Source organism: Streptomyces sp. S4.7 (assembly GCF_010384365.1).
GTDB lineage: Bacteria > Actinomycetota > Actinomycetes > Streptomycetales > Streptomycetaceae > Streptomyces.
The window spans coordinates 2,999,122-3,012,525 of sequence record NZ_CP048397.1 but is presented as its reverse complement, the minus strand read 5'-3'; the positions used below and the strand labels follow the sequence as shown (position 1 = coordinate 3,012,525).

Annotated in this window: 13 protein-coding genes; 9 read left to right on the top strand and 4 right to left on the bottom strand. The window is 71.9% G+C overall.

Going from position 1 to position 13,404, the window contains the following annotated elements; all coding sequences use genetic code 11:
* Positions 1–34: 34 nt before the first annotated feature.
* On the top strand, positions 35–541 hold the full coding sequence (locus SSPS47_RS13150) for a DUF5949 family protein (RefSeq protein ID WP_187280268.1): 507 nt from the start codon (positions 35–37) through the stop codon (positions 539–541).
* A gap of 360 nt (positions 542–901) precedes the next feature.
* Positions 902–1,552: a vitamin K epoxide reductase family protein gene (locus SSPS47_RS13145; protein WP_164251239.1), complete on the top strand. Its 651-nt coding sequence runs from the start codon at positions 902–904 to the stop codon at positions 1,550–1,552.
* A gap of 83 nt (positions 1,553–1,635) precedes the next feature.
* Here SSPS47_RS13145 and SSPS47_RS34800 read toward each other — a convergent pair whose 3' ends face one another.
* The 4 genes from SSPS47_RS34800 to SSPS47_RS13125 all read right to left on the bottom strand — a co-directional run bounded on the left by SSPS47_RS34800 (position 1,636) and on the right by SSPS47_RS13125 (position 3,805).
* Positions 1,636–2,022 carry a hypothetical protein gene (locus SSPS47_RS34800; protein WP_203557832.1) on the bottom strand — a complete coding sequence of 129 codons (387 nt, stop codon included), beginning with the start codon at positions 2,020–2,022 and terminating at the stop codon, positions 1,636–1,638.
* A gap of 138 nt (positions 2,023–2,160) precedes the next feature.
* On the bottom strand, positions 2,161–2,856 hold the full coding sequence (locus tag SSPS47_RS13135; protein WP_164251237.1) for a hypothetical protein: 696 nt from the start codon (positions 2,854–2,856) through the stop codon (positions 2,161–2,163).
* 279 nt (positions 2,857–3,135) lie between these two features.
* Positions 3,136–3,375: a chaplin gene (locus SSPS47_RS13130; RefSeq protein ID WP_164251235.1), complete on the bottom strand. Its 240-nt coding sequence runs from the start codon at positions 3,373–3,375 to the stop codon at positions 3,136–3,138.
* A 187-nt stretch (positions 3,376–3,562) separates the two neighbouring features.
* A complete protein-coding gene (locus tag SSPS47_RS13125; protein ID WP_147876986.1) occupies positions 3,563–3,805 on the bottom strand; it encodes a chaplin in 243 nt (80 codons plus the stop codon).
* 309 nt (positions 3,806–4,114) lie between these two features.
* On the opposite strand from SSPS47_RS13125, the gene SSPS47_RS13120 reads away from it, so the two are divergent.
* The 7 genes from SSPS47_RS13120 to SSPS47_RS13090 all read left to right on the top strand — a co-directional run bounded on the left by SSPS47_RS13120 (position 4,115) and on the right by SSPS47_RS13090 (position 13,404).
* A complete protein-coding gene (locus SSPS47_RS13120; RefSeq protein WP_343234878.1) occupies positions 4,115–5,185 on the top strand; it encodes a DUF3344 domain-containing protein in 1,071 nt (356 codons plus the stop codon).
* 87 nt (positions 5,186–5,272) lie between these two features.
* Positions 5,273–6,472 (top strand): glycosyltransferase, encoded by a 1,200-nt coding sequence (locus SSPS47_RS13115; RefSeq protein ID WP_164251231.1) that lies wholly within the window; start codon positions 5,273–5,275, stop codon positions 6,470–6,472.
* Positions 6,469–8,097: a sugar transferase gene (locus tag SSPS47_RS13110; RefSeq protein ID WP_164251229.1), complete on the top strand. Its 1,629-nt coding sequence runs from the start codon at positions 6,469–6,471 to the stop codon at positions 8,095–8,097. The genes SSPS47_RS13115 and SSPS47_RS13110 overlap by 4 nt, the downstream gene beginning before the upstream one ends.
* Before the next feature lie 94 nt (positions 8,098–8,191).
* Positions 8,192–9,544, top strand: a complete 1,353-nt coding sequence (locus SSPS47_RS13105; RefSeq protein ID WP_239065257.1) for an O-antigen ligase family protein — start codon at positions 8,192–8,194, stop codon at positions 9,542–9,544.
* Positions 9,541–11,433 (top strand): lipid II flippase MurJ, encoded by a 1,893-nt coding sequence (locus tag SSPS47_RS13100; protein ID WP_239064881.1) that lies wholly within the window; start codon positions 9,541–9,543, stop codon positions 11,431–11,433. The genes SSPS47_RS13105 and SSPS47_RS13100 overlap by 4 nt, the downstream gene beginning before the upstream one ends.
* The gene (locus SSPS47_RS13095) at positions 11,423–12,223 is read left to right on the top strand and encodes a polysaccharide deacetylase family protein (protein ID WP_239064880.1); all 801 of its coding nucleotides are present in this window, start codon (positions 11,423–11,425) and stop codon (positions 12,221–12,223) included. The genes SSPS47_RS13100 and SSPS47_RS13095 overlap by 11 nt, the downstream gene beginning before the upstream one ends.
* Positions 12,220–13,404 (top strand): glycosyltransferase, encoded by a 1,185-nt coding sequence (locus SSPS47_RS13090; protein WP_164251227.1) that lies wholly within the window; start codon positions 12,220–12,222, stop codon positions 13,402–13,404. The genes SSPS47_RS13095 and SSPS47_RS13090 overlap by 4 nt, the downstream gene beginning before the upstream one ends.

Here is a 13,404-nt window from a genome sequence, read left to right as displayed (position 1 = left end):
TCCGGGCGCCGACGGGCCACTACTGTGCCGAAGCATGACCTCTACCAACACCGCGCAGGGAAGCGCGCAATACGCGCCTCTGCTCGGCACCCTGACGGTAATTCCCTGGACCGGCGAAGCCTCCGACGGCGAGCGCAACCCGCCTTTCCTGCTGGCCTATTCACTCGGTGACGGCCGCGACGGGGCGGAGGCCGGAGCGGAGGCCATGCGTGCGGTCATCGACGAGGTCGGGCTGCACACCGGGGCCGGGCTCGTCGACGTGGGGGAGTCGCCGAACGTCCCGATCACCCTCCTCGTACAGGCCGGGCGGGCCGTGCTGACCATGCCGTACCTGAAGGCCCAGTGCGCCGTCCCGCCGGAGTGGGAGCAGGACGCGCGCGCGACCGGCGGGGTGTACTTCATCATCGCCACCCGGCCGTGGCCCGAGGGCACTCCCGGCAAGCCGGTGAGCGAGGAGGCGCTGCGCGCCTTCGTCGGCGACGAGGCGGTACTCACCGGCGCCGCGCACTGCCTGGTGCCGGTGAGCAGCCTGCGCGGCTGAGCGCGGCCGGGCGCGGCCCCGAGGGCGTCGGCCCCCGGCCCGCGCCCACGGCTCACCAGCCCTTCCGGCCGACCCCGCCGGCCGCGGGGACCGTACGTCCCGCCGCGCCCCACTCCCGTACGAGAGCGCTGTAGATGGGAGTGGGGACCGGTGTGGGCGTGGGAGGAGGCGGTGAAGAGGACGGGGAGACCTCCGCGGCACGGAAGTCGGGTACCGCTGACAGGCGCTGCCATTTGGGCGCTCGCACGGAGTTCATGCTCTGGCAACGCCGTACTCGACCCCGGAGTCACTGCACCCGGCGTGTCGAGGGGAAAGCTGAATCGCTCATTCGAATGTGTGACCGAACCGGTGGAGCACACCATGACGACAGTAGTGATCGACAACGCGTCGCCGTCCGGCGCGGACAGCGACGAGACCCTGCGGGACGGGCCTCGCCGTATCGGGGCGGGGCGGGTGCTGGCGTGGTTGCTGGTGGTGACGGGTGCGGCGGGTGTGCTGGCGTCGTGGGTGATCACGATCGACAAGTTCAAGCTGCTGGAGGACCCGGGGTTCACGCCGGGGTGCAGTCTGAACCCGGTGGTCTCGTGCGGGAACATCATGACGAGCGAGCAGGCGTCGGTGTTCGGTTTCCCGAATCCGATGCTGGGGCTGGTGGCGTACGGGATCGTCGGGTGCGTGGGCGCGGGGCTGCTGGCGGGGGCGCGGTACCGGCGCTGGTTCTGGCTCGGACTCAACGCCGGGATGCTGTTCGGCGTCGCCTTCTGCACCTGGCTCCAGTACCAGTCGCTCTACAGCATCGGCTCGCTCTGTCTGTGGTGCTCGCTGGCGTGGGTGGCGACGATCGTGATGTTCTCCTACGTCACCACGCACAACGTCACGCACCGGATCCTTCCCGCGCCCGCGGGGCTGCGCACCGCGCTGGGTGAGTTCCACTGGGTGCTGCCCGTGCTGTGGATCGGGACGATCGGGATGCTTGTCCTGACCCGCTGGTGGGACTTCTGGACCAGCTGAGAGCGGCCGTCCGGTGTCCCCCGCGGGAGAGCGGGGACACCGGACGGCCGCCGGTGGTGCGGGAGTTACGGGGTGCCTGCCGACTACCGGCCGAGCGGGATCCCGCCGAGCATCGCGCCGCCCTTGCCCTTGCTCTTGGCGCCCTTGCCCTTGCCCTTGTCCGCCTTGCCGCCCTTGCCGCCCTTGCCCCCGTCGGTGCCCTTGCCGCCCTTGTCGCCGCCCTTTTCGCCACTCAGACCGTTCGCCACATCGCCCACGGTGTTGACGAGGGAGCCGTCGTTCTTCGGGTCCAGCGCGTTCGTCCGCACCGGCTGGACGTCCAGCGTCTCCTGGTTGGTCACCATTTCGAGGGCCCCGCCCAGTCCGCCGTTCAGGCTCATCGGCAGGTTCTGGGCGGCGAACGCCGGGGCAGCGGCACCCAGCGTCAGTACGGAACCGGCGATGACCGCGGCGACCTTGATGGGCTTCATCGTGAATCCTTCTTTCAACGGTTGTTCTCTCGTGTCCTGGCCTCGACCTCAGTAACGATCTCCGGCCGTCCCGGACACGACGAACGGCCGTGCGGCCCCGGGTGACGGGACGGCACGGCCGCTGTGGCGTACGCGGTGTTACTGGTTCTGCGGCGTCGTCGGCACGCCCGGAAACTCCGGAGCCGGCGCGGGAGCCTCGGCGCCCGGCAGCTTGGGCAGCTCGGGCAGGCCCGGCAGGTTCGGGGCCGGCATGCCGCCGTTCATGACGAGCGCGGTGGTGAGGTTGACCAGCGAGGTCACGACGGCCTGCGACTGGGTCGCGACGGCCTTGGCGTCCTTGGTGGCCGCCGCCTTGAGCAGCGCGTCCGTCGACTTCTGTACGGAGTCGGCGGCCTGAGCCGTCATGTCGGCACGGGCCGGGGCCTTGCCGTCGGCGCCCACGGCGTTCACGGGGTTCATCGCGTCCGCGTTGCCGTCGTTGTCGGCGGGCTTGGCGGGGGCGGCCGGGGCGGCGTTCCTGACCGCGTCCAGCCCCTTCTTGATGGCCGCCTGGTGCCTCTGGATGTCGGCCGCGGCGAGCTGGCCGTTGTCCGCGGCGAGCACGTCGGCGAGCAGGTCGGTGACCGGCGTGATGGCACCGGACAGCGAACTCAGGGCCTCGGCCTGCTGCTTGATGGCGGCGGCGTCGGCGATCGGGGCACTGAACGCCTCGGCGCCGACGCCGGCCGGCGTCTCGGTGGCGCTGGTGGCGGCGACGGCGGTGCCGGCGGTGCCGAGAACGAGTGCGGCGCAGACGGCGGCGGCTGCGGCGCGTGAGGAAACATGGGAACGCATGAAAAGTCCTTTCAGGACACGGTGGGGGGTTTCGTCTTCACCGTGAGTCGCGGGAAGGTGACCCGCAACTGATCCGGACCGTCGTGCGATGTCCGCCAAACGGCCGCCTCGCCTCCGCTGACCTGCACCGGGCCGCGGAAATTTGCCACCCGTCCGAGGCGCGTGTCGCAGCCGAAAGGGTGGCCGGACGTGCTCTCGGACAGCGGAAGAGCCGCCCACCCCTGGATGGGGTGGGCGGCTCTCGCCGTGGGTGACGGCAGTCGGGGCTGTGGTCGAAGGTCAGGCGTTGACGCAGGTGTTGCCGAAGGCCGGGTTGAGCAGGCCGACGACGTTGATGGTGTTGCCGCAGACGTTCACGGGGATGTGCACGGGGACCTGGACGACGTTGCCGGAGAGGACACCCGGGGAACCGACAGCCGCGCCCTGGGCACCGCTGTCGGCGATGGCGGCACCGGAGGCGCCGACGACGGCGGCGGCGGCCGCGGTGGACAGAACAACAGCCTTGGCGATACGCGACATGGGGATGAGCTCCTCGGTCTTAAGGGGAAAGGCGGTACGGGCGCAGTTGCCCGACTTACCGATCAACGCGGGGCGTGCTGATCGGTTGCGGTCCGAATGAGTGAAGAAGAGGTGCCGGGTCCGGCGGCGGTGCCGCCGGACCCGGTGCGCCGGCCGTGGGCCGACGGAGCTCGGGCTCCGTCGAAGGTCAGGCGTTGACGCAGGTGTTGCCGAAGGCCGGGTTGAGCAGGCCGATGACGTTGATGGTGTTGCCGCAGACGTTGACCGGCACGTGGACCGGGATCTGGACCAGATTGCCGGACAGAACGCCCGGGGAGTTGGCCGCGACTCCCTCGGCGGAGGCGCCGCTGGCGGACGCCATTCCGGCTCCGGCGAGGAGGAAGGCTGCGCTGGACGTCGCCATGACGACGGACTTAGCGACTCGCTTCATCACTATATCCTTTCGATTTACCAATGGTGCGACAGGCTCAACGACCGTCGGCCGTTCGGGAAACGCGGGATCGCCCGAAGAGTGCTAATGGGAGCGCGGGAAGGTTTGCGGGCGGAGCGATTCCGGGAAAGCGACTGTGCCTTGATACGGTCCGCGCGGCTCACGTGATTTTCAGTCCGCGTCTGTAAGGGTGCACTGTCGATTCATACCTGGGGTCGGAGAGTCTCAATGCGTGATTCCGTGGTTCATGGTGTAAGGCGCGGTCTGTTGTTCGCCGTCATGGCGACGGCTGCCGTGAGCTTCACCGCGATGTCTCCGCCCTCCGTTTCGACGGCTTCGGCCGCGCCGGATTCCGAGGTCCGGGCGGCGAAGGAGGCGACCCGAATTCCGTTCGGCGAGCGCTACCGCGCCGTCCAGCACGGCGGGATCGTCCGGGCGGCCAACTCGGCCATCACCTGCCGGACCACAGGTGAGTTCACGGTCGTCACCCCGGCCGAAGCCGCGGACTGCGTCGCCGCGCGGGACGGCGCCACGGCTTCCAACGACCGGTTCGACATGTTCTACACGGACCTCGACGAGGACCCGAACACCTACAACTCGACCCGGGGCGAACTGCGCGTACCGGCCGGAGCCATGGTCAGCTACGCCCGTCTCTACTGGGGCGGGAACCTCCGCGTCGGTGAGCAGAAGCCGCGAGAGGACAACGGCCGCGTACTGATCGCCGAGCCCGGCGGCTCGTACAAGGAAGTCCTGTCCGACACCCTGATCGGCCACCGTACGGCCGGTGGCGCCGATGCCTACCAGGCGTCGGCGGACATCACACCCCTGGTGCGCTCCGCCGGTTCGGGTCTGTACACGGTGGCGCAGATCAATGTCGCGATGGGCAGGACGGCGGCGGGGGCGTGGGGCGGCTGGACGTTGGTCGTCGCGTACGAGAGGGCCGAGGACCCGCTGCGTCATCTGGCGGTCTGGGACGGCTTCGAGGCGCTCGACGCCAAGAAGCGGGAACTGCGCGTGGGGCTCGGGAAGTTGCGTACGCCGGCCGGCGGCTCGGGCGCCCTGGGCGTCGTCGCGTACGACGGGGACTCCGGGGCCGCCGGTGATTCGCTGACGGTCGGGACGGGGCGCGGGAAAGCACGTTCGGTCGGTGACTCCGCCAACCGGGCCGACAACGTGATGAATTCCAGCATTGCGGATGCGGGTGTCAATCACATTAAAAGACAACCTGCTTACAAGAACAGTCTCGGATATGACTCCGATCTCTTCGACCTGCGTGAAGCACTCGTCCCGGGAGGCGACACTATGAACGTCAGTTTCCGGACCGGGCGCGACTCGATCTGGCTCGGCGCGCTCTACGTAGCGGTGGACGCGCGGCACTGAGCCGGCTCATTCCTCGGCGCATCAGCAGCGCTTACGCGTTTTCCCGATTGTCCGATCCACGACACCAGAGACCACGAATGGAGTGACTTGCGCGTGCCGCAACCAAGCAACAGTCCAAGTTCCGGCTTCACCGTTCTCCATCTCGTCCAGCCGGTCGACGGCGGAGTGGGCCGCGTCGTCGCCGATCTCGTCCACGCCCAAGTCACCGCCGGAATGCGGGTCGTCGTCGCCTGTCCCGACCGGGGCCCGCTCTCGGCGGACGTGGCCGCTCTCGGCGCCGAGACGGAAGTGTGGCGCGCGACCCGCGACCCCGGCTTCGGACTGCCCGCCGAGATCCGCCGTGTCACCGAACTGGTCGGACGGATCCGCCCCGACGTGGTGCACGCGCACAGCGCGAAGGCCGGATTCGCCGGACGCCTGGCCGTACGGGGACGGATCCCGACCGTGTTCCAGCCGCACGCCTGGTCGTTCGAGGCGGTCAGCGGTACGACGGCGGCCCTCGCCCGGGGCTGGGAGCGGCTGGCCGCCCGCTGGACCGCGCGCGTCGTCTGCGTCAGCGAGGCCGAGCGCGGCCGGGGCGAACGCGCCGGAGTACGAGCCCTCTGGTCGGTCGTCCACAACGGCGTCGACGCCGACCGCTTCCGCCCGGCGGACACCACCGGCGCCCTCTCCTCGACCGCCGCCGACCGCGCCGCGCTCCCCCTGCTCGCCGAACTCCCCCCGGACACACCCCTCGTGGCGTGCGTGGGCCGCCTCTGCAGGCAGAAGGGGCAGGACGTGCTGCTCCGCGCCTGGCCCCTCGTCCTCCGGGACCTGCCCGAGGCCCGTCTCGTACTCGTCGGCGACGGACCCGACTCCGAGCGGCTGCGCGAGGGCGCCCCGCCCTCCGTGCTCTTCGCCGGAGCCGTGACGGACACCGCGCCCTGGTACCGGGCCGCCGACCTCGTCGTCCTGCCGTCCCGCTGGGAGGGCATGGCGGTGGCGCCGCTCGAAGCGATGGCCAGCGGGCGGACCGTGCTGCTCAGCGATGTCGACGGGGCGCGCGAAAGCCTGCTGCCGCACCAGCGGGCACACTGCCTGACCGCGCCCGAGGACCACGCCGCCACGGCGAAGGCGATCACCGCGCTGCTGCGCGACCGGTCGCTGCGCGACACCTTCGGCCGCGAGGGCCACGAGCACGTACGGGGCACCTACGACGTGCGGCGGACCACGAGCGCCATCGCGGACGTCTACCGCGACGTGGCAGCCGTGCCGCGCTCCGAGCGCAGGGAGCCGATTCCCCGGTGAATACGGAAAGCACCAGCGTCCCCCCACCCTCCGGACGCGGCTCGGCGGCGCGCGGAGCCGCCGGCCCAGGCGGCCCCGGGCCCACGACCGTCACGGCCGAGGGCCGGCCACCGCTCGGGTCCGCCTCGATCACCTCCCGTCAGGACGGGAACGACCGCCTCGCGCTGCCACCCCGCCGCCGTACGGCCGCCCCCCTGCGCTTCGGGCTGCCGCTCCTCGCCTCCGACTGGGCGTCCGCCCTGCTCGGCACCGCGTTACTCGACTCCGGACAGCGCCACGCGGTGCTGATCGTCCAACTCCTGGTCTGCGTCGCCATTCTCAACACGTTCGCCGGTCTCTACCGTCCGTCGGGCCCACGCACCGCCCTGGACGAATTCCCCGCACTGGCCACGCGCACCCTCATCGCCTGGTGCGCCTCCGCCGCACTGCTCGCCGCGCTGCACCCCACGCACGCCCTGAGCCTCACCACACTGCTGGCCGGCAGCGCGACGCAACTGCTCATCGCGTGCTGCGGCCGGGCCGTCGTCCACGGATACCGGCGGCGCACGGCGGGCAAGCGGCTGACCTCCGCGCTGGTCGTGGGCACGGGGCCGGCCGGCCGTCGGTTCGCCGCGCTGTTCGCCCGGCATCCCGAGTACGGCCTGCGGCCCGTCGGCATCGTCGCCCCCGTGGAGGGGGACGGCGCCGGCGCCCCGGACGGTGACCCGCGCGGTGTCGGCGTCGGCGCCGTCGGCGAGGACCACCCCGCCGACGCCGACACCCCCGCCCCAGGACTCCCCGTGCTGACCACCGCCGAGGAGATCCACCGCGCCGTCATCCAGAACGGCGTCCGGCAGGCCGTGTTCGTCGACGGCCCGGCCGGTGCCGGAGGCGAGGAGGGCCGCGCCGCGCTCGTATCCCTCTTCCACGAGTACGGCTGCGCCACCTGGTTCATCGGCGCCGGCCCCTGGGACACGGTCGTCAGATCCGGCGCCGGCCCCCGCCGCGGCATGTCCCAGCACGTCTGGGGCTACACCTGCCACCGCGTCGACCCGCCCACCGCACCCCGCGGCGCCCTCGCCAAGCGCCTGCTCGACATCGCCGTGGCGGCACTCGCGCTGGTCGCCGTCTCGCCGGTGCTGCTGGCCTGCGCGCTCGCCGTACGGTTCCTCGACGGGCCCGGTGTGCTGTTCCGCCAGGAACGCGTCGGGCAGAACGGCCGCCCCTTCACCGTGCTGAAGTTCCGCACCCTGCGCCCGGCCGACGACACGGAGGCGGCCACCCGCTGGTCCGTCGCCAACGACCGGCGGATGAGCACGGTCGGGCACATCCTGCGCCGTACGTCGATGGACGAACTCCCGCAGATCTGGAACGTCCTGCGCGGTGACATGAGCCTCGTCGGACCCCGCCCCGAACGCCCCTTCTTCGTCGCCAACTTCAGCAAGACCCACCCCGGCTACGCGGCACGCCACCGGATGCCCGTCGGCATCACCGGTCTCGCGCAGGTCAACGGGCTGCGCGGGGACACCTCCATCGAGGACCGCTCCCGATTCGACAACCACTACATCGACCATTGGTCGTTGTGGCAGGACGTGTGCATCATCATCCGAACCGCACTCTCGCTCGTCCGTCCGGCGGGGAGCTGACGTGGCCCACGCCCGAGGCGCGCCGCTCCTGGCTCCCCGTACGGAATCGAACCCACTGCGCCCCCCTTCCCTCTCCTCCGCCTCCGAACGCGACCTGTACCGGCGGGGCCGGCGCGACACAGCGCGCCGGGTCGCCCCTCTGCTGCCGGTCCTCGCCGTCGTGGCCCTCCTCGCCGTCCCGGTGGCGGGCCCGGCCGACGGCGGGTCGTCCGGTTCCGGGACGGTGGCCGACGCGGCGTCCGCGCTGCTCGTCCTCTTCTGCCTGGTGCGGGTGGTGCGCGAACGCGCCCGGCCGCTGACCCGAAGGGCCGCGCTGGTACTGGGACTTCCCGTCTTCGGCGTCTGCGTCGCCGCGATCACGTCCTACGACCCGGCGTCCAGCCTGCCCGGTGTGGCCCGCTACCTCCAGATCTTCGTGCTGGTGCCCGGCGCCCTGCTCCTGCTGATCAGAGACCGCCGGGACTTCCGGCTCGTCGCCTGGGCGATGGTGGTCCTGGCGCTGGTGCAGGGACTCATCGGTGTCGTCCAGTACCTGACCGGCACCGGTGCCTCGTACATGGGCGAGGACATCCGCGCGGTCGGTACGTTCGGTCCCACCGACGTCATGGGCATGGCCACCGTCGTCTCGTACGGCCTGGTCGCCGCGGTCGGACTCGCCCTGGGCGCGGGAGCGGAGAGCGGTCCGGGGGGTGCCCGTGAGGTGCCGCGCGGACAGCGCGCCGCCGCGCTCGGCTGCGCCGCACTGCTGCTCCCGCCGCTCGTGGTCTCCTTCAGCCGGGGCGCGTGGATCGCGACGGTCGTGGCCGTCACGCTGCAACTCGTACTCTCCGGGCCGCGCCGCGCCGCCCGCGTCGCGCTCGTGACCGCGGCCCTCGGCACCGTACTCGTCGGCGGACTCGGCATCGGCTCGCAGATGATCTCCGAACGGCTCGGCAGCATCACCGAGGTCACCGAGGCACCCGACCGCTCGGTCACCGACCGGTACACGATGTGGGCGGCGGCGGGCGGGATGTGGCGCACCGACCCGGTCACCGGCGTCGGGCTGAAGGGCTTCCCCGCCTACCGCGACAGCCACTCCTCGATCGCGCTGTCGTCGGGCAGCGACACGGCGGGCGCGGGGATGGAATTCCGGCGCCAGCCGCTGCTCTCCCCGCACAACATGTATCTGCTGGTCCTCAGTGAGCAGGGAGTCGTCGGGCTGCTGGCCCTCGCCGGGAGCTGGGCGGCGCTGCTCGTGCTGGCCCTGCGGCGACTGCCCGGCTCACGCCGCGGCGGTACGGGCACCGACTGCGCGCTCGTCGCGGTCGGGCTGCTGATCTGGCAACTGGTGGACTTCGGTTACGCGGACATCGGCGGGCCCTCCACGGTGCTCACCGCCGTCGTGCTCGGTCTGGCCACGTGGTGGGCGCTCGACCGGCGGGCCGACCGGGGACAGGGTGCGGCGTGACGGATCTGACCGACGCGACACAGTCCCCGGCGGCGAAGACCACGGAGATCACCGAGATCACCGAGATCACCGAGACCACGGAGACCATTGAGACGCCGGAGACCGTGAGGAGCACGAAGACCACGGAGACCGCCGGGCCCGCGGTCCCCGGCCGACGGCCGCCGCCCCCGCCCGCGCACCCCACGACCGCACCGGCCGAGAACGCCGGTCAGGAGAGCGCCGAACAGGACACGGCCGATTCGGGCAGCCGCGGCGGCCACCTCTCCAACCGCTTCCTCGCCCGCGCCGCCCTGCTGACCGCCGTCCTCACCGCCGCCGGCGCGCTGCTCGGTCTCGTACGCGACCAGACCATCGCCCACCTCTACGGCGCGGGTCCCGACACCGACGCGTTCCTCGTCGCCTGGACCGTGCCCGAAGTCGCCTCGACGCTGCTCATCGAGGACGCGATGGCGCTGATCCTGGTGCCCGCCTTCAGCCTCGCGCTCGCGCGCCGGGCCACCGACCGGCCACTCCTCGACCGCGACCCCGTGCACGCCCTGCTGCGTACGACCCTGCCGGGTCTGCTCCTCGCTCTCAGCGCGGGCGCCGTCCTGCTGATGCTCGCGGCCCCGTGGGTCGTCGCCGTGCTGGCGCCCGGCCTGCCGGACACCCAACTGGCCGTCGACTGCACCCGGTTGACGGCGACCTGCGCCTTCAGCTTCGGGATCGCCGGATACTGCAGCGCGGCGTTGCGGGCGCACGGCAGCTTCGTACCGCCCGCGATGATCTACGTCGCCTACAACATCGGCATCATCGTCACGATCGTTGTCCTCAGCGACCGGCTCGGGGTGCGGGCGGCGGCGGCCGGGGTCGCCGTCGGAGGGGTCCTGATGGTCCTCGTCCAGGCCCCGGTCGTCTGGCGGCGACTGCGCGAGCGACGTGCGACGGCGGAGCAGCCGCGGGAGCACACACCGAAGCAGCCACCCGAACCCGCAGGCGAACAGCACGCCGACGAGCGACCCGCAGGCGAACAGCCCGGCGGCGCCCGCCCGCTCGTCGCCCTCGGACTGCTCGCCCCCGTCATCGTCTTCGCCCTGACCCGCCAGTCCCAGGTCCTCATCGAACGCTTCCTCGCCGCGCCCCTGCCCGCCGGTGCCATCTCGCATCTCAACTACGCGCAGAAGGTCGCGCAGATGCCGATGGTCCTGTCCCTGATGCTCTGCACGGTCACCTTCCCGGTGGTCGCCCGCGCCATGGCGGCCGGGGAGACCGACCGGGCCAGGCGCCGCGTCGAGCGGGACCTCGCACTGGCCGGTGTCATCGTGCTGGTGGGCGCCGCGACCGTCGTCGCCTGCGCGCCGCAGATCATCGAAATCCTCTTCCAGCGCGGCGCCTTCGACCGTGCGGACACGGCGGCCACCGCCACCGTGATGCGTGTGTACGCACTGGGGCTGCTCGGCCACACCCTCGTCGGGGCCCTCGTCCGCTGCTACTTCTCCGCCGCGCGTCCCCTGTGGTTCCCGGCTCTCGCCATGTTCCTCGGCCTTCTCCTCACCACCGCGGGCGGCGCACTGCTCGTCGGCGTCTGGGGAGTCCTCGGAATCGCGGCGGGCAACGCGCTGGGCATCACCCTCACCGCCGTACTGCTGCTGCACGGCGTCGCCCGGCACAGCGTTCCGGTACGAGTCCGCCACATGACCGGAGGGCTCGTCAAACTCAGCGCCGCCGCCGCTTCCGCGACCGGCGCCGGATGGCTCTGCGGCGCCCTCATCCCCTCGCCGGTGCCGGCCGCGGCCGTCGCCTGCGTGGTGGTCGCCGCCGTGTTCCTCGTCATCGCCCGCGCCGTCCAGGCACCCGAGATCGACTCCGTCATCCACTCCGTCACACGAAAGTTCATCGATGTCCGCTGACACGGTGCCCGAAGGCCCCTTGTGGGCAGCCATGTACCACTCGATCAACGACCCGACCGACGACCCCTACCAAGTGACCGTCTCACCCGACCGGCTCGACCGGCAGCTGCGCTGGCTGCGCCGCCGCAGGCTCACCGGCGTGAGCATGGAACGCCTGCTGCTCGCCCGCGCGCGGGGCAGCCACGCCGGACTCGTCGGCCTCACGTTCGACGACGGCTACGCCGACTTCCTGACCGACGCCGTACCTCTGCTGCACCGGTATCAGTTCACCGCCACCGTCTACACGCTCCCCGGCCGTCTCGGCGGCACCAACGAATGGGACCGCCTCGGCCCGCGCAAACCCCTCCTCACGGAGGACGGCATCCGCGAGGCGGCGGCGGCGGGCATGGAGATCGGCTCGCACGGACTGCGCCACACCGATCTCACCAAGGCCGACGACGCGCTGCTGGCCGAGGAGACGCTCGGCAGCCGGGAGGCGCTGAGCGCGATCACGGGCGCCGAGGTGACCGGGTTCTGCTACCCGTACGGCACGGTCGACGAGCGCGCCATGTCCGCCGTACGGGACGCCGGCTACCGGTACGCCGTCGGCATCGACCCCGGCCCGCTCACCGGCCTGTTCGCCCTGCCGCGCCTGCACATCGGCCAGGAGGACACCGGGCTCCGGCTGTTCCTGAAGCGCGCACTGCACGGCCGGCGGCGCGAGCCGGTCCCGTACGGCCCCTACCCGCCCGCCGCCGCGGCTGTCGAGCGGCGGGGGACCGCGACCGTACCCAAGGGCGGCGGCGCATGAAGGTACTGCACGTCATCACCGGTCTCGGTATCGGTGGTGCCGAACAGCAACTGCGCCTGCTGCTCAACCGGTTGCCCACGCAGAGCGCCGTCGTCACGCTCACCAACCCCGGCGCCGTCGCACGCGGCATCGTCGCCGACGGCTTCCCCGTCACGGACCTCGATATAAGGGGCAACCGCGACATCGGCGCGCTGCCCCGGCTGACAGGACTGATCAAGGACGGCCGGTACGACCTGGTCCACACGCACCTCTACCGCGCCTGTGTGTACGGACGCCTCGCCGCGCGCCTCGCGGGCGTACGCACCGTCGTCGCCACCGAGCACTCGCTGGGCGCCACCCAGATCGAGGGCCGCTCGCTGACCGTCGGTGCCCGGGTCCTCTACCTCGGCAGCGAACGCCTCGGCACGGAGACCGTCGCCGTCTCGACGACCGTCGCGAACCGGCTGCGCCGCTGGGGCGTACGCCGCGACCGTATCCATGTCGTGCCCAACGGCATCGACGTGCCGCGCTTCTCCTACGACGAGACGGCCCGGCACAAGGCACGGGCCGAACTCGGCCTGCCCGCCGACGCGTTCGTGGTCGGCGGTATCGGCAGGCTCAGCGAGGGCAAGCGCTTCGACACTCTCGTCAGAGCCGTCGCCGCACTGCCCGGCGCCCGCCTGCTGCTCGTCGGCGAGGGCCCCGAGCGCGACCGACTTCTCGATCTGGCCGCCGAGTTGGGCGCCGGCGACCGCGTCCTGCTGCACGGCGCGTGCGAGGACCCGCCGCCGAAACCCCCCGACGGCACCGGACCTGACCTGCCGTCACTCCTCGCCGCCATGGACCTCTTCGTCTCCACCTCCGCCGACGAGGCCTTCGGGCTCGCCGTGATCGAGGGCCTGGCCGCCGGGCTGCCCGTCCTGTACGTCACCTGCCCCGCCCTGACGGACCTGCCCCCCGACGCGGCGCCCGGCGCCCGCCGGATCACCGGGTCCGTCGACGGTCTCGTCGCCGAACTGGTCGCGGCACAGGGGCGGTTGGCGGCCGGCGACGGCCCGCCCCGGCTGCCGGCACCACCCGCCGCCCGCCACTACGACATCTCCCGCAGTGCCGAACAGCTGATGTCCGTCTACGACCGCGCCCTGCGCCGCACCGGCTCGTCCGAGCCCGCTGTCCGGCGCCCGGCCACCCCCGAGGAGTGA